At 57.2% G+C, this 18,668-nt stretch carries 16 protein-coding genes; 11 read left to right on the forward strand and 5 right to left on the reverse strand.

What is annotated here, in order from left to right; translation table 11 throughout:
- Nucleotides 1-37: 37 nt before the first annotated feature.
- The 6 genes from lysS to HMPREF2681_RS07405 all read left to right on the forward strand — a co-directional run bounded on the left by lysS (nucleotide 38) and on the right by HMPREF2681_RS07405 (nucleotide 8,573).
- The gene (gene lysS, locus HMPREF2681_RS07380) at nucleotides 38-1,570 is read left to right on the forward strand and encodes a lysine--tRNA ligase (protein ID WP_038626637.1); all 1,533 of its coding nucleotides are present in this window, start codon (nucleotides 38-40) and stop codon (nucleotides 1,568-1,570) included.
- 71 nt (nucleotides 1,571-1,641) lie between these two features.
- Nucleotides 1,642-3,135 (forward strand): metallophosphoesterase family protein, encoded by a 1,494-nt coding sequence (locus tag HMPREF2681_RS07385; protein ID WP_016421477.1) that lies wholly within the window; start codon nucleotides 1,642-1,644, stop codon nucleotides 3,133-3,135.
- 122 nt (nucleotides 3,136-3,257) lie between these two features.
- Nucleotides 3,258-4,664 carry an acyl-CoA dehydrogenase family protein gene (locus HMPREF2681_RS07390; protein WP_048731769.1) on the forward strand — a complete coding sequence of 469 codons (1,407 nt, stop codon included), beginning with the start codon at nucleotides 3,258-3,260 and terminating at the stop codon, nucleotides 4,662-4,664.
- Between the two features lie 42 nt (nucleotides 4,665-4,706).
- Nucleotides 4,707-5,918 carry an acyl-CoA dehydrogenase family protein gene (locus tag HMPREF2681_RS07395; protein WP_070546617.1) on the forward strand — a complete coding sequence of 404 codons (1,212 nt, stop codon included), beginning with the start codon at nucleotides 4,707-4,709 and terminating at the stop codon, nucleotides 5,916-5,918.
- 220 nt (nucleotides 5,919-6,138) lie between these two features.
- A complete protein-coding gene (locus tag HMPREF2681_RS07400) occupies nucleotides 6,139-7,596 on the forward strand; it encodes a purple acid phosphatase family protein (RefSeq protein ID WP_070546620.1) in 1,458 nt (485 codons plus the stop codon).
- A gap of 149 nt (nucleotides 7,597-7,745) precedes the next feature.
- The gene (locus tag HMPREF2681_RS07405) at nucleotides 7,746-8,573 is read left to right on the forward strand and encodes a hypothetical protein (protein WP_070546622.1); all 828 of its coding nucleotides are present in this window, start codon (nucleotides 7,746-7,748) and stop codon (nucleotides 8,571-8,573) included.
- 112 nt (nucleotides 8,574-8,685) lie between these two features.
- On the opposite strand, the gene HMPREF2681_RS07410 is transcribed toward HMPREF2681_RS07405, so the two are convergent.
- Nucleotides 8,686-10,404 carry an AMP-binding protein gene (locus HMPREF2681_RS07410; RefSeq protein ID WP_070546624.1) on the reverse strand — a complete coding sequence of 573 codons (1,719 nt, stop codon included), beginning with the start codon at nucleotides 10,402-10,404 and terminating at the stop codon, nucleotides 8,686-8,688.
- Between the two features lie 364 nt (nucleotides 10,405-10,768).
- On the opposite strand from HMPREF2681_RS07410, the gene HMPREF2681_RS07415 reads away from it, so the two are divergent.
- Nucleotides 10,769-11,101 (forward strand): hypothetical protein, encoded by a 333-nt coding sequence (locus tag HMPREF2681_RS07415; RefSeq protein WP_070546626.1) that lies wholly within the window; start codon nucleotides 10,769-10,771, stop codon nucleotides 11,099-11,101.
- Between the two features lie 279 nt (nucleotides 11,102-11,380).
- Here HMPREF2681_RS07415 and HMPREF2681_RS07420 read toward each other — a convergent pair whose 3' ends face one another.
- Nucleotides 11,381-12,004, reverse strand: coding sequence for an NAD(P)-dependent oxidoreductase (locus HMPREF2681_RS07420; protein WP_070546632.1), 624 nt, complete (start codon nucleotides 12,002-12,004; stop codon nucleotides 11,381-11,383).
- Nucleotides 11,937-12,920: an EamA family transporter gene (locus tag HMPREF2681_RS07425; protein WP_246822709.1), complete on the reverse strand. Its 984-nt coding sequence runs from the start codon at nucleotides 12,918-12,920 to the stop codon at nucleotides 11,937-11,939. The genes HMPREF2681_RS07420 and HMPREF2681_RS07425 overlap by 68 nt, the downstream gene beginning before the upstream one ends.
- A 58-nt stretch (nucleotides 12,921-12,978) precedes the next feature.
- Here HMPREF2681_RS07425 and HMPREF2681_RS07430 point away from each other — a divergent pair, with 58 nt between their 5' ends.
- Complete coding sequence (locus tag HMPREF2681_RS07430) at nucleotides 12,979-13,893, forward strand: LysR family transcriptional regulator (protein WP_070439705.1); 915 nt, start codon at nucleotides 12,979-12,981, stop codon at nucleotides 13,891-13,893.
- Between the two features lie 42 nt (nucleotides 13,894-13,935).
- Here the strand turns inward: HMPREF2681_RS07430 and HMPREF2681_RS07435 are convergent, their stop codons facing one another.
- Nucleotides 13,936-14,652 (reverse strand): hypothetical protein, encoded by a 717-nt coding sequence (locus tag HMPREF2681_RS07435; RefSeq protein ID WP_070439703.1) that lies wholly within the window; start codon nucleotides 14,650-14,652, stop codon nucleotides 13,936-13,938.
- A 2-nt stretch (nucleotides 14,653-14,654) separates the two neighbouring features.
- A complete protein-coding gene (locus tag HMPREF2681_RS07440; RefSeq protein WP_224784054.1) occupies nucleotides 14,655-15,404 on the reverse strand; it encodes a hypothetical protein in 750 nt (249 codons plus the stop codon).
- Nucleotides 15,405-15,597: 193 nt separating this feature from the next.
- Here HMPREF2681_RS07440 and HMPREF2681_RS07445 point away from each other — a divergent pair, with 193 nt between their 5' ends.
- From HMPREF2681_RS07445 to HMPREF2681_RS07455, 3 genes are read left to right on the forward strand one after another with little or no spacing between them, the layout of a single operon-like run.
- On the forward strand, nucleotides 15,598-16,356 hold the full coding sequence (locus HMPREF2681_RS07445; RefSeq protein ID WP_070546633.1) for a hypothetical protein: 759 nt from the start codon (nucleotides 15,598-15,600) through the stop codon (nucleotides 16,354-16,356).
- The gene (locus HMPREF2681_RS07450; RefSeq protein WP_070546635.1) at nucleotides 16,353-17,687 is read left to right on the forward strand and encodes a hypothetical protein; all 1,335 of its coding nucleotides are present in this window, start codon (nucleotides 16,353-16,355) and stop codon (nucleotides 17,685-17,687) included. The genes HMPREF2681_RS07445 and HMPREF2681_RS07450 overlap by 4 nt, the downstream gene beginning before the upstream one ends.
- Nucleotides 17,674-18,573: a hypothetical protein gene (locus tag HMPREF2681_RS07455; protein WP_070546637.1), complete on the forward strand. Its 900-nt coding sequence runs from the start codon at nucleotides 17,674-17,676 to the stop codon at nucleotides 18,571-18,573. Before HMPREF2681_RS07450 ends, HMPREF2681_RS07455 begins: the two co-directional genes overlap by 14 nt.
- Nucleotides 18,574-18,668 lie beyond the last annotated feature (95 nt).

An 18,668-nucleotide genomic window follows, 5' to 3' on the forward strand; every position in this document is an offset into this window, starting at 1 on the left:
AGCAGGTCGGCGGTGTAGTCGGCTAACCTTTATAGCCGTGACTGACGCGAAGAAGACCCCTGAAAACACCGCCACCGTTCCTGAGCAGCTGCGCATTCGCCGCGAGAAGCGTGACCGCCTGCTCGAGGCTGGAATTCAGCCGTACCCGGTTGAGGTTCCCCGTACTCACTCTCTCAAGGATGTCCGTGAAGAGTGGGGTCACCTCGAGGCTGGCGAGGAGACTCAGGATGTCGTGACCGTCATTGGTCGTGTCATGTTTATTCGTAACACCGGCAAGCTCTGCTTTGCCGCTCTGCAGGAGGGTGACGGCACGACCCTGCAGGCCATGCTTTCCAAGGCTGAGGTCGGCGAGGACGCCCTGGCTGCTTGGAAGTCGGACGTAGATATGGGCGACTTCGTCCTCATTACTGGCCGCGTAATTTCTTCGCGCCGCGGCGAGTTGTCCGTGATGGCTACGAAGTGGCAGATGGCCTCGAAGGCTCTGCGTCCGCTGCCGGTGTCGTTCGCTGATCTGTCCGAGGACAGTCGCGTGCGTCACCGCTACACGGACCTGATTATGCGTGAGCAGGCGCGTACTAACGCACTGACTCGTATCAAGGTCATCCGCGAGCTGCGCCACGCCCTTGAGCGTCGCGGTTTCCTCGAGGTCGAAACCCCGATGCTGCAGACTCTGCACGGCGGTGCAGCTGCACGTCCATTCGTGACTCATTCCAACGCTTTGGACATCGATCTCTACCTGCGTATCGCGCCGGAGCTTTTCCTCAAGCGCTGCGTCGTCGGCGGTATGGAGCGAGTCTTTGAGATCAACCGTAACTTCCGCAACGAGGGTATCGACTCCTCGCACAGCCCGGAGTTCGCGATGCTGGAGTACTACGAGGCATTCGGCACCTACGATGACTCCGCCCGCACCGTCCGCGAGGTCATTCAGGAAATCTGCGTCGCGGTCTTCGGTTCGACGACTGTTACGCTTGCCGACGGTACGGAGTTCGACTTTGGCGGCGAGTGGAAGCAGATTGAGATGTACCCGTCGCTGAACGAGGCACTTGCTCGCAAGTTCCCTGGTCAGCCGGAAGTGACCATCGACTCCACCGTCGAGGAGCTAAAGGCAATCGCCGATGTGATTGGACTTGAGGTTCCGGAAAAGGGCGGCTGGGGCCACGGCAAGCTGGTTGAGGAAATCTGGGAGCTGCTCTGTGAAGACCAGCTCGACGGTCCTATCTTTGTCCGCGACTTCCCGGTCGAGACCTCTCCGCTGACTCGTCAGCACCGCTCCAAGCCTGGCGTGACCGAGAAGTGGGATCTTTACGTCCGTGGCTTCGAGCTGGCTACCGGCTACTCCGAGCTGGTTGACCCGGTTGTCCAGCGTGAGCGCTTTGAGGATCAGGCGCGACTGGCCGCTGGCGGCGACGACGAGGCCATGGTTCTGGATGAGGACTTCCTGCACGCAATGGAGCAGGGCATGCCGCCGACGACCGGTGTGGGCATGGGCATTGACCGCCTGCTGATGGCCCTGACCGGCCTTGGCATTCGCGAAACCGTGCTGTTCCCGATCGTGAAGCCGGAAGCGTAAGCGACTGAATTCATGTGTAGTTATCCCGGTGTTATCACCGGGATTATTTTTATCCCGTAATTTCTTCACCCGTGAATTCAGTAAATGGGAATAAGAAAATTGATCGGCGATCCGTATTGCGCTTGGGAGCAGTAGCGGGTGCGGGGGCTGTAGCGGTTGCCGTCAATAGCGTCGGGACGCGAGCAGTTGCATCGGCGGCCCCGAACCAGTCGCCGTTTCCATTCACCGGGTTGACCAGCGGCCTTGTTGTGACGGACCTGGAAGTCGTGACCGTGACCGATACGTCGGTGACATTTTCGTGGGCGACGTATGCAGGCCCACATCCAGCGTGGGGGAAGCTGGCTCCACTGGCGCCGGCCGACACTGAAGTTGCGCTAGTGCCAGTCGATGCCGATGAGGGCGGCGAGCTACCCGTGGTACATAAGGACGAGACGCAGGTTGGCTACCACTTTGTGACCGTCGATAAGCTGCGCCCTGGAACCACGTACCGTTTCGAATGTCGATCGAATGGACTGGTCGCCGAGCCGGGATTAATTACCCGAAACCTCCCCAATGCACCCGAGCAAACTGGACAGTTCACGACGTTGGTCGCTCCGGAAGGGGAGTACCTGACCACGATTGCCATCCTTAATGACGCGCATATTGGCGAAAATGGGCACGGTATTATCACCGGCGATTTCCCCGCTCCTATCTTTTCTGAACCGGGTGCCGCGCCGTATCCCGAGGTCATGCTGACGGCTGCGCTCGCCGAGCTGCGGGGGATGGGGATTGAAAAGGTTTTCGTCAACGGTGATGCCACGTCGGAAGCACGTCCGGCGGAGGTGCGTCGATTTGCCGAGATTATGAATACTTTTGGTGCTCAGGAGCGGCAGTGGTTTGTCACCCGCGGCAATCATGATCGTCCGCATAAGCCGGATGCCGATCCATCTGCTGGCTACGACGAATTCCCGGTTTTGGAGGGTACCGAGAATCATCGCGATCCCTTCGGTGTTCTCCTGGGGCGTCCGCGGCAGGAACTGTGGGTCACTCAGCAGGGGCCGGTCCGTGTCATAGGGCTGGATTCATCGAAGTTGGATGAGTCCGGCGGCGAAATTAGCCCGGAACAGTTCGATGCACTGGAGCGGGAATTGCAGCGTGACCCCAGTAAGCCGACAGTTGTGCTGGCTCATCACCCAATTACCTCCGAGGCTGGTTGGACACATGCTGCCGGGCCCACCTTCATTCTCAACAGCGCTGATGCACGACGCTTGCAGCAGATGCTTAACGACGCTCCGGGTGTATTCTTTGCGGGGGCAGGTCACACCCACCGTGCAAAGCGTACTCGCGGTGATGTTGGGGCCGGCGTTGATTATTTGGAGACCGGCGCGTGCAAAGCATACCCCGGTGGCTACACACTGCTGCATGTCTACTCCGGTGGCTACCAGGTTAACTTTCACCGTTTGAGCAGCGAAGATGCGCTTGCGTGGACTGCGCGTGCCCGTTGGGCGATGTACGGTTTCGAGCCCGAGGCTCTGCTTGGTGAGCTCTCTGATCGCAACTACGTTGTTAACCGCGTTATCGCCTGACAAGTTAGAAGCCTGAAAGTTTTCTGTTACTTGGCAATGTTTTTTCAATTCTTGTGACAACGGTCACGTGATTGTTTTATTGTTATGCCAGTAATAGTTCTGACTCGAAAGGCCATGATCACATGAGCGAGAAGAAGAACCGCGAAGATTCGACTGTCGGCCGCAATAACCCTGGTCGCGACGCTATCGGAGCGGCAATGCGGTTCATCACGTCGATTACTGGTTCGGACTTCGCCCAGAAGTACGACCTTCAGCCAAAGATCGACCGCGTGGTGTACCAGTCCACCAAGTCCGGTTTTAAGACCCTTGGTGCCGCGAACCGTCAGTTTAAGAAGATTTCCGGTTCCGGTAAGCCGGAGCGTCCGGCTGAGGAAGCCCAGGCTGCACAGGAGGCCGCAGCCGAGGAGAAGGCAAAGAAGCTCTTCGACCTCACCCCGACCGAGGATCAGCAGATGATCGTCGAGACGGTTAAGGAGTTTGCTGAGTCGCGCTTGCGCGAGGCTGCTTACAAGTCCGACCACGAGGCAACTCCCCCGGAGAATCTCGTCTCTGAGGCTTCTGAGCTGGGCGTCACTATGATCAACGTCCCGGAGGCTTTCGAGGGCATCGCTACCGGCGAGGACGTCACCACCAACGCGCTGGTCGCGGAGGCTCTGTCCTACGGTGACATGGGTCTGGCTCTGGCAGTGCTGGCTCCGGCCGGTGTCGCTGCCACCCTGACCGCTCACGGCTCCGACTCGCAGCAGAAGACCTACCTGCCGGCATTCGCTGGCGAGAACGTCCCGGCCGCCGCTGTTGTTCTCGCAGAGCCGCGCCCGCTTTTCGACGCACGCAAGCCTGAAACCACCGCAAAGCGCGAGGGCGATTCGCTGGTCCTCAACGGTGTTAAGTCCTTCGTTCCGAACGCCGGCGCAGCTGAGCTGTTCATCATCGGTGTTGAGCTCGAGGGTAAGCCGGCTCTGGTTATCGTTGAGTCCGACACTGAAGGTCTCCACGTTGAGGCTGACCCGTCCATGGGTCTGCGCGGTGCCGCAATGGGTCGCGTCATCCTGAAGGATGTCAAGGTTCCGGCCGAGAACATTCTCGGCGGCGCTAGCACCTCGGCTGCAGACCGTGAAGAGGCATACCTCGACATTCTGCGTCGTTCCCGCCTCGGCTGGGCAGCTCTTGCAATGGGTACTTCTCAGGCAGTTCTCGACTACGTCATTCCTTACGTCAATGAGCGTCAGGCATTCGGCGAGCCGATTTCCCACCGCCAGGCAGTGGCCTTCATGGTCGCCGACATCAAGATTGAGCTCGATGGTCTCCGCATGATTACTCTCCGCGGTGCTTCCCGCGCTGACCAGGGTCGCGGCTTCGCTCGCGAGGCAGCTCTGGCTAAGACCTTCGCCACTGAAAAGGGTATGAAGATTGGTTCCGACGGTGTGCAGCTGCTCGGTGGCCACGGCTTCACCAAGGAGCACCCGGTTGAGCGTTGGTACCGTGACCTCCGCGCAATTGGTGTCGCCGAAGGCATCGTCGTTCTGTAAACCGCTAGATACTTCAGCCGAAAAGAATTAAGAGGAAAGAAAATGATTAACCTCGAACTGCCGAAGTTCCTCAAGGCGGGCGCGTCCCAGTCGCATCAGGCCGCCGCTGAGATCTTCCGACCGATTTCCCGTAAGTACGATCTCGCTGAGCACGAGTACCCGAAGGAACTCGACACCCTTGCCTCCATGATGGACGGCATGGCAGATGGTGGCCGTGGCTTCTCCGGTGCTTCCGGCGGACGTGGCGATGACAAGAAAAAGAAGCGTACCGGTGTAAAAAACGGTGGCAACATGGCTTCGCTGCTCAACGTTATTGAGACCTGCTGGGGTGACGTGGGGCTGACCCTGTCCCTGCCGTACCAGGGTCTGGGTAACGCAGCTATCGCAGCTGTTGCTACTGATGAGCAGCTGGAGGCTTTCGGTAAGACCTGGGCTTCCATGGCAATTACCGAGCCGTCCTTCGGTTCTGACTCCTCCGCTGTTTCCACCACTGCCAAGCTCGATGGTGACGACTACGTCATCAACGGTGAGAAGATCTTCGTTACTGCTGGTGAGCGTTCCGATTCCGTCGTTGTGTGGGCGACCCTGGACAAGTCCAAGGGCCGCGCTGCCATCAAGTCCTTCCTGGTGAAGAAGGGCACCCCGGGCTTCACCGTGGAGCGCCTGGAAGAGAAGCTGGGTATTCGTTCCTCGGATACCGCAGTGCTCCGCCTGGACAACGTCCGCGTTCCGAAGGAGAATCTGCTGGGTTCCCCGGACATTGATGTTAAGAAGTCCTTCGCCGGCGCAATGGCGACCTTCGACAACACTCGTCCGCTGGTTGCCGGTATGGCCATCGGTGTCTCCCGTGCTTCGCTGGAAGAGCTGCGTCGCATCCTGGAAGAGGCTGGCATCGAGATTGACTATGATGCACCAGCGCACACCCAGAGCGCTGCTGCAGCTGAGTACCTGAAGCTGGAGTCCGACTGGGAGGCTGCATACCTCCTGGCTCTGCGCGCTGCGTGGATGGCTGACAACAAGCAGCCGAACACCCTGGAGGCTTCTGAGTGTAAGGCCAAGGCCGGCCGCGCTGGTACCGAGATCTGCTTGCGCGCTGTTCAGCTGGCAGGCACCTTCGGTTACTCCGAGCGCAACCTGCTGGAGAAGTGGTCCCGCGACGTCAAGATCCTGGATATCTTCGAAGGCACCCAGCAGATTCAGCAGCTAGTTGTTGCTCGCCGCACCCTGGGGCTGTCCTCCAAGGAACTGAAGTAATTACAGTTTCAGAGCGATCTACATGCTGGTGAGCCGGTAATTGTTCACCTAGGTGCTCAAGCCACATTTCCTAAAACGCCGTCCTGCCATGAGTTGGCAGGACGGTGTTTTATTTTTGCGCTGTTTCAAGTTGCGTGTGTTTGCTGTTGCGTTCCTATTTTTCTGAGATTAGAGGGAAAGTTCATCTATTTTTCATCTTTAGGTTCTAGGCTTTATTGCCATGAGCATTTCTCGCCGGGCCTACCTCTCTGTTGCGACTCTTGCTGCAAGTTCAATGGCCGTCGCAAAAACCTCGGGAGCTTACGGCCTGGAGTACGTCACGTCAGGGCTGGGGCTTACCCAGTCGGATTCCAAGTCGTGGCAAGTACTAGCTAGTGACTTAGAGGTCATCACTGTCACAGACACGTCAGTGGCATTTACATGGGCAACATATGCTCCTGGGGTGCAGACAGCGTATGGCTTTATTAAGCCGACTGTCCCTTCGGATGAGCGGGTGCTGCTTGGTCCAGCGGATTCGACGCAGCTAGAGCTCGTGCACGAGGGATATTCAGAGTCGGGCTACCACCATGTGGTCATTGACGGGTTGGAGCCGGGACGGGAGTACCGCTTTGAGTGCTGGTCCCACAACTGCCGCGCAGTCCCATCGCTGAATATCACCATGAGCAAGACGGCGCCGGAGAAGACAGGCGTCGTAAGTACTCTGCCAGCGTTGGCGGGTGCACATTTGGCGACGTTCGCGCTGACGAATGACACACACATTGGTAAGCCCAATCATGACGGCATTCGCATTGGCAACCTCGGTCTTTCCTCTGATCCAGGAGAGCAGCCTTTCGCCTCTATGCAATTGCAGGGTCTGGTGGACACGGTAAAGGCTGCCGGGTTAGACACTCTCGTCGTCAATGGCGATTGCACGGATAGCAACCGCCCTGAGGAGTATGACGAGCTCATCAGGGTTTTGGATACTTTCGGTGAGTTTGGGAAAAACTGGTTTGTCACCCGTGGTAATCACGATGTGCACCCGCCCGGGCTACCCAATATCAATGGTTTCCGGGGACGCGGAATCCGCAAGGGCAAGACCGCGGTTCCGGATTACTTCAGCCAGCGTCTTGTGCCGACGCAGCAGCACTGGTCGACTCGCGTCGGCGAAGTGCGCCTCATCGGTGTTGATACCGCCGAGTTTGGTTATGCAGGTGGGCGTATTAATGAGCGCCAGATGCGTGCATTGCGTGCTGAACTCGCAGAGGATCCAGAGCGTCCGACAATTTTGTTTGCGCACCACCCGTTTACTCAGGATGCGGTGCGTTCGCATTTCGGTGGTGAGGCATTCATGGTCGAGGCTCAGCAGGCCAAGGTTTTCCAGGAGATCCTGGCTGCCACGCCGGGCGCCAAAGGTGTGTTCGCTGGTCATACGCACCGCAGCCGTCGTGGTATCGCTGACTATGGGGATACGGACTTCTGTGAGCGGGGTGCTGCACTTGGCTATCCGGGTGGATACACGCAGATTCGAGTGCACACTGACGGTTACCAGATCAGCTACCACCGCACCACAACACCGCAGTCGCTGTCCTGGTCAACGAAAACTCGTTGGTCGATGTTCGGGTTGGAGCCAGAGTTTATGCTGGGAAAGATCTCCGATCGGAACTACGTCAATTTCTTCAAGAACAAAGTGCCGCTCTGAGCTAGTGCTAGCTTCAAGCAGGGTACGCTGGGCAACGCATAGTGTTAATGGAAAATACGTAGTGGCAAGTTCCGCTGTGGGCGAAGTCGCACGCCACCACGTTATTGGCCGAGCACAAGTGTGGCTCTGAAGTAATAAGGAATTTAGCGATGACCGACCAGTACAACCCGCGTTCGTCCTCCCCGCAGGATTGGGAGCAGGACGGTTATGCAACATCTGCCTGGGAGCAGCCGCAGGGCGGGGCTCAAGGCCAGCACCAGCCTCAGTACCAGTACCAGACGCAGGGGCCGAACCAGGGCGGCTACACCCAGCAGTATCCGGCTTATCAGCAGGCTCCGGTACCTGAGCAGAAGAGCAACAACGGTCTGTTCGTGGCCTTGGGCATCGTCGGTGTTGCACTTGCAGCGGTCGCCGGTATCGGTGGCGCGTACTACCTGAATAATTCCTCCGATAATTCCCCGCAGTCTCCCGATACGGTTGCGGCAGGGGACTCGTCGTCAAGCACTGCGTCCCCGGCGCCGGTGGAGACGTACACGGAAACCTATACCCAGACCGTCGAGCCGGAAACGACGAAGCAGCCGGAGAGCAGCGCTCCTAGCACTACGCAGAGGGGAAATTTTGGTCTCCGCGCGTTCGGTATGGATCGCGATGATATCGATGCCAAAGGTTGGGTTGGCAGTACCGCTCGCTGCTCGGGTGGGTATTACGCGCGTGTGCTGGCGGAGACTTCTTCGGGTAAGGCCGTGATTTGTGAGAACTCCAATAACCGCCAGCAGCGCCATTACATTGGTGACTTCGGTGAGATTTCGGATACCCCGGATGCGTACACAGTAGATAGTTTCTCCGGGAACCGTGCTGTCGCGAAAAATGGTGGCTACACGTATACCGTCACTCCGAATGCGGTAACCGTGACCCAGGACGGCGAAGAGATTTTCCGTGAGCCCGTCACGGACTACGGTGTTTTGAACGCCGGCTAATCAGCTCTAGTTCTTCCTAGGACACGCAAAAAGGACGCGGTAACTTCCACAATGGAAGTTTTTACCGCGTCCTTTTCGTGTCTGCCGTTCGCTTTACGACGGTCCCTGCGCCCTAAGCCGCCTTCTCCTCGGCGGCGTTCTCCCACGGCTTCGGCAGGTGGCGAGGAACCACCTTGCCGACTGCGTTGCGTGGCAGTTCATCGAGGAACACGGTCTCGCGCGGAACGGCGAATCGGCTGAGGTGCTGCTTGACATATGTGCGAATCTGCTCATTGGTCAGGGCGCGACCCTCAGGGGAGTCGTCGCGGACAACCCAGGCAACCAGGGCCTGGCCGAAGCGCTCATCCGGAACACCTGCGACTGCGCACTCGCGGATGCCTTCGAGCTGGCTGAGCGCATCTTCGGTCTGACGTGGGAAGACGTTCTCGCCACCGGAGACAATCATGTCGTCCTCGCGACCGGAGATGTAGAGCAGGCCATTTTCCATTCGACCCAGGTCACCGGTACAGACCATGCCGTCAATGACCTGCTTGTCCGCGCCGGGGCGGGTGTAGCCCTCGTACAACATGTTGTTGCCCACGAAGATTCGACCGGTCTCGCCGTCAGCAACGCGGTTGCCGTCTTCGTCGAGAATCTGGACACGAGTGCCCAGCGGTGCGCGACCTGCCGTGGTCGGATTTGCCTTGAGCTCATCCGGGGTAGCAATGGTTGCCCAGCTGACCTCGGTGGAGCCGTACTGGTTGTAGAGAACCGGTCCGAAGCGCTCGAGGGTCTTGGTGACAATTCCCTCCGGAATGGCCGAACCGCAGGATGCGATGACCTTCAGTGATGTCGCACCGATGTCATAGTTGTCGGGGAGAATCTCAATCATGCGCTGCAGCATGGTCGGCACCAGGAAGATGGTGTGCGGAGAGTGCTGTTCGATAATGCGGAGGCTGTCGGCTGGATCGAACTTGCGGCGCATAATCATGGTGGAACGCAGTGCGATGCACAGCTGTGCAGTTGCGAAGCCCCAAGTGTGGAACAGCGGAGCCGCAAGGTAAGCCGGGCGACGCTGACGCAGCGGAATGCGGCTCATGATGGAAGATGCCGGCATCCAGCTGCGCGGCTCCGGGCGCTTGGCGCCCTTTGGAGTGCCGGTGGTTCCGGAAGTCAGAATAATAACGCGGCCACGGCGCGGGCGGCTTGGCAGCTCGGCGGTCGGCCACTTTGCCGGCGGTGCCGTCTTCAGCATCTCCTGCATGGAGGTCCAGCCTTCGCGAACGCAGGAGGTGTCACCGTAGTTTTCAAACCACGACACGGCGACCGGGCATTCATCGAAGTCCTCCGGCAGCATGCGAGTGAATTCCTCATCAATGAACAGGAAGTCAATCTTCTGCTCACGAATCACGGCCAGAGTCTGCTCGGCAGAGGCACCGGTGTTGAGCAGTACCAGGTCGGTGCCGAGGCGACCGTGGGCGCACAGAGCCATAATGAAACCGCGGTGATTGCGAGCCAACACACCGATGCGGTCGCGCTGCTGAATATCGCCGTGGCGGAGTGCTCGCGCCAGGGCAGTGGAGCGCTCGTGCAGTTCCTCGTAGGTCAGCGAGCCGCCGTCATCAATAATTGCGGTGTGGTGCGGATCGCGGCCGGCTGCAATGCCGAGGAGACCAGCTGGCAGGAAGTCCCAGCGGTAGATGGAATTTAATGCTTTACCAGCCGCGCCGGGTCCCATCGAGCCGAGGACACCAGCCTGCGTCACCGGTGCGAGTCCGAGGACGAGGTCCGAGGTAGCTCGCGAAGCTTTGCGCACCTTATTGAGGATCGAGGTCTGTGGGTCAGATGTCATAGTCACTCATCTTCCGTGGTTCATGTCCTGTGGTCTTCGGAGAGTCCTAATCAGGCGAAACCTCATCGGTAGGACCGCCGATTTAGTTTCTTTTACAGTAAGAATAAGTGTCCTAAGTCGCTCTTGTGTAGGGTTTTGCAAAATTTTTTTATGAGAAACGAATATTTGTGAAGACCTGTATTGTGACCAGTGAAAATGGTCAAACGTGCAGATGCTCTCTTTTCCAAAGGTGGCGTCTGTTAGATAGAAGGCCCTGTATTGAAGTTGTTTTTCTAGAAAAATTCCTTCAAACATGTTCCAATCCAACTACGCCCACGTCTCCGTTGTGGAGGGCAAAGTTAGTCGATATGACTTAGGAGAATCTATGGATTCCGCTCTCAAGGCTCGAGTGTCCCTGGGGATTTTGTCAGCTCGAGTGGTAGTAGCTGGGGCAGTCGCAACCGGCGCTGCTTTCGGTCTTGCAGCATGTGGCGATAGCGATGACGTCGATCCGGCTCCTGTCCAGACCACTACGGTGACTTCGACTGAGAAGCAGGACGATGATCGCGACGACTCTGATGACGTCGATGACATGGAAGACGATCGTGACGACGATGATCGTGACGATGACATGGACGACGATGATCGCGGCGATGGTGATGACGATGACGGCGATTTGGATGGCGATCACGACGACGATAACCGTGTGAACAACTAGGTGTCCTTATTCGCACTGTTGAGTGCGTGAATTGCTAGCGGTCTTCTCAAAGCCTGAACCCCAGCTCATCGGTGAGCTGGGGTTCTTTATCAGGGGCCACTAGCTGTACTGACCGGAGACGTTGGTCAATCGTGAGAAGGGCGGCTGGTTCCCGCAAGCCGTGTGAGGCCAGTGCTGCGTAGGCGTGGAGCAAGAGCGTCCCCTTGGAATAGACGGAGGGGGCCGATAACTCGACCCCCTCACGGTTGTTAGCGAGGATTCCTCTGTGAACCGCTAACTTTAGGACAGACCCTTTGCTTGCTCGATGGCGGTGAAGTGACGTTGGGTGCTGGGCTGTTCCAGCTCATCGAGTACGGCCAGGGCCAGGTCCGCAGGGGTGATCCGCGACGTACCGTCGTGGTTGATCAGAAGCGTGTCACCGCCTCGGCGATAAGCGCCGGTTCCCTGTCCGGGCTCGAAGACTGCCGACGGACTCAGGTAGGTCCAGTTCTGGTTCGGATGTTCTGTACATGCGTTGAACTGGTCGAGGCTGGCCGATGCGACGTCACGCCACTGGGGCGGCACGAAGGTGGGGTCGTCCAGGACGCGCAACTCCCGATCGTGAGGTGAGCGTAAGGGCGCTGCTCCTCCTACGACCAGAACCCGAACCCCCGCGACAGCGGCGTGGTCGAGGACATGGCTGGTCAGCGGAGCCACACTGCTCTCATCGCCGGGGGCCATGCGCACGGCGAGCACGACGGCGTCTGAGTCGTTCAGGACGGGCTGCAGGGGTGCCTCGAGATCTGTCAGATCGAGACGAGCGACGGTAGTATGCGGGTCGTTGGTCTCCGGTGGGTTACGCGATACGGAAGTGACGTGGTGGCCGCGGCGTGTGGCCTCCTGCGCGATCGCGGTACCGGCCATGCCGGTGGCTCCGAGAATCTGAATTGTCCTTTCGATAATTGGTGGGGGCGGGGAGCTGGCCACAGACCATGGCAGCCAGGGCGATCGCGAAGCCGAGGTACTGCTCGGCTCCGAGGTGTTCATGCGCGATCAGGGCGCCGAGCAGGGCGGCGACCAACGGCGAGAGGAGTCCCAGGAGGGCTGTGGACGTGACCGGAAGCCGTCGGATGCCGGTAAACCAGAGGCTGTAGGAGACCAGCGCCCCGACCAGGCCGAGCCAGGCGTACCCAAGCCAGCCATGGACAGGAATTACCGGCGGTGGTCCCTCCACCAGCAGCGCCGGAATCGCCAGCAGCAGGCCGGCGGACGTCAGCTGCCAACCGGCCAGTGCGACGGGCGAGACACCTTCCGGGAGCTTCCACTTCTTGGTGAGGACCACGCCGGTGGCCATGGCCACTGCGCCGCCGAGTCCTTCAACCACGCCCACCGGGTTCAGGGCAGCGCTTGGACCGAGAACCACGAGGGCCACGCCCACGACACCCACGACACCCCATCCCAGACGCCATCCGGAGAGTTGCTCGTGGAGGACAGCCACGGCCAGCAGGGCAACGATGATGGGCTGTACCGCATTCAGCGTGGCCGCTACCCCGCCCGGAAGACGCTGCGCCGACAAGAACAGCAGGGGGAAGAACGCGGCCATGTTCAGACCGCCCAACACGAAGCTCTTCCACCTCCACGAACCGCGCGGCAGCTGCCTCGACAGGCACAAGGCGATGATCCCTGCCGGCAGCGTCCTCATGAACGCAGCAAACAATGGATGCCCGGCTGGGAGGAGGTGTGTGGTCACGATGTATGTCGTCCCCCACGTAGCGGGGGCCAGCGCCGTCAAACAGGTCCACAGCAACGAACCGCGGCGCCCATGAGAAGAAGTGTTCATGCATCCAGCATCAGTCGCTCACCAGTAGTGAGTCCAACACATTGTTCTCACCCAAACAATGAGCTGCTATCATGATTGGGTGGAACTCCAACAGCTCAGGTACGTCGTGGCGATCGCCGAGAAACGCAACTTCACGCGAGCAGCAGAACGCTGCTTCGTCGTGCAGTCAGCCCTGAGCCACCAGATCAAGGCCCTCGAAAAGGAACTCGGCACGGCACTGTTCGTGCGCTCATCCCGCCGGGTCGAGCTGACCCCCGCCGGCGAAGCCTTCCTCACGGAAGCACGGATCAGCCTCGCAGCCGCTGACCGCGCCGTGGCGGTCGCCGCCGAGGCCGTGGGCCAGGTCCGCGGAAGCTTGTCGGTAGGTGTGATCCCGACGGTCACAGCCGTCAGCGTGCCCGACATCGTCGCAGCCTTCCACGCCAGCCATCCCCACGTGGATCTCACCGTGCGGGGCGGGGGAAGCAATGAGTTCATGCGCGATCTCAGCAGCGGGAGACTCGACGTAGCATTCCTCGGCGTGGACGCCGACGTCACCCCAGCGTCCGGACTCACCGCGCACGAGATCGCCCGAGGGCGTCTCGTCGCTGTCATGGCGTCACAGCATCGGCTAGCACACAGGGGCACCTTAGCCCTGGCCGACCTGGCCGACGAGACGTTCGTTGACTTCCCGGCCGGGTCACCGGGCAGGCTCCAAGGCGATCGGGCATTCGCTGCCGCAGGCCTTCAACGCCGCGTGGGCTTCGAGGCGATGTCGACCGAGCTCATGCTCGCCCTCGTCGAACGCGGGTTGGGCGTCTGCCTGCTGCCCGTCGACTGTGTGCCAGCCAACCCAGCGCTGCGAGCCATTCCCGTGGTCGATGGCCCTTGCCGGACCGAGTACATCGCGTGGGGATCTTTCAATCCGAGCCCCGCCGCTCGAGCGTTCATCGAACAGGTCAAGGAATCAATCGCCCTGCACATGGTCGACTGATGCCAGATCGCGTCGATCAACGTCTCCGGTCAGTACAACTAGCTATTGCTCTGCAGTGTCCTGTTTCTTGTTGAGCTCAGCGGCATTGCTTACCTTTTCGGCAATATCTGTGGCCTTTTCCTCTGCGTCGGCCCATGGCCCAGAGTCAGAGACCCATACATTGAGCCTAAGAAAATCAGCATGGATGATTGATTTTAAGTAGCCGTCAATATCGCCGTTGGTTAATTCTCCTGTCTCGGCGTCGCTGTTTTCTCCGCTAACTAGGATGACAATCATTCCGTCGGGATCTTCGAATTCGTACGAGCATCCGATGCCTAGGGAGCCCCAGTTATACTGCCCAGCCCCTGTTTCTGCAGGCATATAGTCGCGTGCGTCGCAGACGTTAAGCCAGTCAAGCGCCTTTTTGTAGTTATAAGCGGCTGCGGCAGCTTGGTTGGACTCGAGACTCTCGCGATGAGTTTCCGAGTTCTTACTCTTCAGCTCATCAATCTGTGCTTGCAGCTCGCTTTCCTGCTCTTCTAGCTGTTGTTGTAATGAGTAAATCTCTTCATTCGCGCTTGCGAGCTCGGACTCAGCATTCTTGCCACCCATGGCAAAACCTGCCGCGCCGGCAACAATCACTCCGACTGCGCCGACAACGAGTGGCAATGTCAGCGTTCTATTCTTTCTCGGCTTGGTATCAGAAGTTTTGCTAGACGAGTCCACCGCGGAGGTTGACTGGTCGTTGTTCCATGGATCGATGGGTTCATATGTGCTCATTTTTACCCGACTACCTTTACTTTCTGTGCGATTGTGATTGGTTCGAATCCCGGTTGCTGAGCTGTCACAGCAACGATGTATTCACCGGGTTCTGTAAACGTTGCGTAGGCCTTTTCCCCAAACCGGCGAACGATTTGGCAAGGAGTATGTTGTCCAGTAACACCTGCGCTGGCACTTGCAGTCGGTTTGCCTTCGGCATCGTAGACATCCACCTTGTTTTCACAAGTTTCAGTTCCTCCGGTCTGGCTGAAATTCCACATCAACCTGACGTTTGCTTCGCCATCAACCAGGGGATAGGTCAACAGGCTATTGGACCCCTCGAAGGGAAACGTGATCCGAGCAGTGTCGAAGCCACCCAATTCTTTCTGGTGAGCAGTTGCGTCAATCTTGACGTTTTGGCGCTTGGCGCTGCCAGGCTCCATGCCACCAATTTTGGTCAGCTCCATCGAGCTGTTCAGCGTTATTGCACCGGAGTCATCGCCCGAATCCGAAAGTTCGCTGTTTGGAGAATTCTTATCCTGCGAACTGTTGGCATATTCCTGCTCTGGCTCTTCCGACTCGGTCGAGCTCTCAGTCGAGTTAGGGGGTTCGGATTGTGCATCAGAAGCAGGGGACGTTTCTGTAACTGTCACCACTGCGGGGGACTCCGGGGCAGCGTTGTTAGTGGGCATACCTGAGCAGCCAATCAGGGTCAGGGCAGTCGCGGCGGCTGCCGCAGCTAAAACGTGCTTTGAATGAAACTGGGATGACATGGGCGTTAAAAAACCTCCGAGTTAAGCGCCGAATAAGCGTTTTCTTCATCTGCTTGACGACGCTATAGCGGAGGCCTCAGAAGCGGTACGGGAGTTCTCCCGGTGACTTTCACTACCCGTGCGGGCTTAACTAAATCCTGTCGGGTTCAGCGAATTAATCGTTGGGCAGAGGATCGAGGGAAAGAACCGCTTAATGAATCTCCAACAGCTGAAAGATGCGGCCAAAAGCTACTTCTCAAAAACCACAGATATTGTGAAGGATGTTCCAGATCGCACTAAAGTTTGGCGCGGTGATTTGGAGGATCAAGGAATTATTCCGAACCGTGTTGGTGTAGATCAAGAAGGTCGTATCATTCCGCCATTTTTTGTCTGGTGGGCACCCTGGATGTTTCGAGTCGTACTCGTTATCGCCGGATTCATAATTGGCGGAGTTTTGGAATCTATCAATAGTGGCCCATATCCAGATACGGCGATGTTGATTCCATTCGCCATGGGGTTTGCGATGTGGTTCTTGCGAAATCAGACTAGTTGGATTCCCGGCCTCATTATCACGGTGCTGGCAGTCACCGCAGCATCGCTTATGTCTAAAAGCGTCCTTATTTCGCTCGAAGCATTAATCCTTTTCGCTCTCGTAGTCCTAGTGGAATATATCTACGCTCGCGCCGCATTCGACTACAGCACTGCCACAGCGTTTGAAGAGATGAAGCAGGCGCTTTCTACGTACGGCACTGCCTATGAGCTGGAAGAGCGAGAGGACGCCAATGTCAATGGAGAGACTCTGACAACTGTCTCCGCGCTTGATTCGGGGCGCCCTGCTCGGGCAATGATTCGACTGTTGCCGGAGCATGTAGTTCCCGGATGGCTTATCGCAGTAGATCCTGCCAGAAGATTCATGACAGGCCTGTCCCCAGAACAACGTGTTCGCATCAGTGAGATTCAGGAGCAGATGTGAGTCTGAATCCCGCAGTTCGAGACAACCTAGCTGAAAATCTATTTTCAACAGGCGCAGTGCCAACGGGGGCCAAGTTAGCTCAGTTGATTGCTGACATTCCCATGGGCGGAGATGCCTCTTCCTCGGATTTTTGGGAAGCGCGTGTCCGTTTAATTCGAGACTTGTTGTTCTTCGGTGAGCAGTCCCAGCGTGCACTGGACATCATCGATGAGCTGCACACCGAAGATTTCGTTGACGCGGTGCGAAAGAAGTTTGGTGTTTCCTTTCGACTTGTTCTTAAACGAGTACAGCGTCCTCAGTACTTCTTCACTGATGTGCAGATGAAGGCAGTTAAAGAGGGGTTCTTGAAGCCGTATGCAAAGGGCAGCGGAAAAGCGATTACCGAGCACGGGCTTGAAGAGTTCTTTAATCGGATATTGGTTCCAACGTCCAACCGCATGGAGCTCCGTGAATACGTCGACGTTGAAGATAGCCAGGAAATTGAGACTGGTCCGACGAACAATGCAGAGAAAAGAGTCTGGGCTGCCTTTAAAGAGGCCAGTAGTGCAAATACCGACATTCGGTCGATTGCAGATGTCATTGCGAGCGGTTTTCGTGAACAGTCCGAAGGCGCTATCGACGGCAAGTCAATCGATAACGACATGCTGAAGGGTGCAACGAAATCCATTGGTGCGAACTTTCGTACCGGTTCGCCAGAGGCTGAAACCCGCACCGTTCTCATTCGAAGGTTGCAAGCAGTCGATAATCCAGCGGATTTAGTGACTCGACATACTTTCGGTCTGCTGAATGACGAATCGTCGCTGGACCCAACGAGACTTCGTAAAGAATTGCAAATTGCTGAGGGAGCCTACTGTTCTAGTTCCGATTCGACAATTGAGAATCGTGTACTTCAAAACGTCAATCGAACGGATGCGCTCGAGAAATCACCGCTAGAAAAAGGATCATGGGGTCAACAAGCACAAGAGAATGAAAAAGATTTAATTACAAGGCGTTTGATGGTTTTACTAATACCTTTGACCGCTGTATCCGTTATCTGGTCTCTAATTAACGACTTGAAATATTATCCCAATAGCTATGCCCTTGTGCATAATGCTGGGTCGGCACTGACCTTAGGTCTATTTCTTGTGATTTTGCATAAATTGGTCAGAGCGCGGACAGCTAAAAGGTGGATAGGGGTGTTCGGCTTTGTATATGTATTCTTTGCAGCGGTAATTGGAGAAATCTTCTTCACATATTTCGATTGGGAGATGTCGTTAATAGTAATCATGGTTGGCATAACGCTTGTCTATCTATTCGCCAAGGGTAAGGAGTATAAAAATGGGGTTCTTTAATAACAAAAAGGATGAAAATAAAAGGTCGGTTAAACATTCAGACGGTCGTGCTGATGAGTATCAGGAACGAGATCCTAAGTATCCGGAGGTTGACTTCGGTGGAGCGCATAATTTCGCCCCGCTGCCGAATTTTGATGAGTCCTTCGGCCCCCGGGGCACGGTCGACAATGGTGATACCACAGGTCAGGAGCCGGTCGAGTATTCCGGAGATCCAAAACTAGACACCGACGAAGCTGCATGGTCCAAGGTTGAGAACGTCGAATTTGACGGTGTTGAATTTGGTGGTGCCGAGTTTGGCCATGATGAAGACACCGCGGAAGGAGTTCCAGCCCAGCAGGATTTTCCTCCCGCGACAGTGGAAGAGCTCCCAGAAACGGATGCTGAAAGTACCGCAGGTGTTGCGGCCGGGAACGTCGTAAAGCAGTTGGATTTGATTCAAACACGGCTGGACACAATGAACGCAGTATTGCGCTCTCAAAGTGAAGAGTTGGAAGCGCTGACTGATCGTCGTTGGTACGCCCAGTTGATGCCGCTGGCGGAAAAGTTGGCGGCCATCCATGACGGGATTTGCGCTGACCTTTCGCGGCTCGAAGAAACTACCGAAACTGATGGCAGTGACCTGTATTCGACCCTGGATTTCCTGCAGGACTCGATCGCAGATGCGCTTCAGTCCATGGGAGTGGCAATTACAGAGGCGAAGGTGGGCGATGCCTTTGATTCTTCAATTCACCGTCGTACCAAATTCGCGGATTCGGATAACCCCGCGCTGCACCGCACGCTAGCGCCATCACGGCGAATATCGCACTACTACACCTTCACTAGCTCTACTAGCCCAATTGTGGTGGCCAAGGCGCCGGTCACGGTGTACCGGCAGAGCGGCAACTAGGGCACAACTCGCGTCTGAGCAGAGCACCACTCGAGTCTGATAAGCGCACAACTAGAGCGCTGACACGACAAAAGAAGTCAAGAATTCAGCAGATT

Origin of the sequence: Corynebacterium sp. HMSC064H12 (assembly GCF_001809925.1) — a bacterium.
Taxonomy (GTDB): Bacteria; Actinomycetota; Actinomycetes; order Mycobacteriales; family Mycobacteriaceae; genus Corynebacterium; species Corynebacterium jeikeium_D.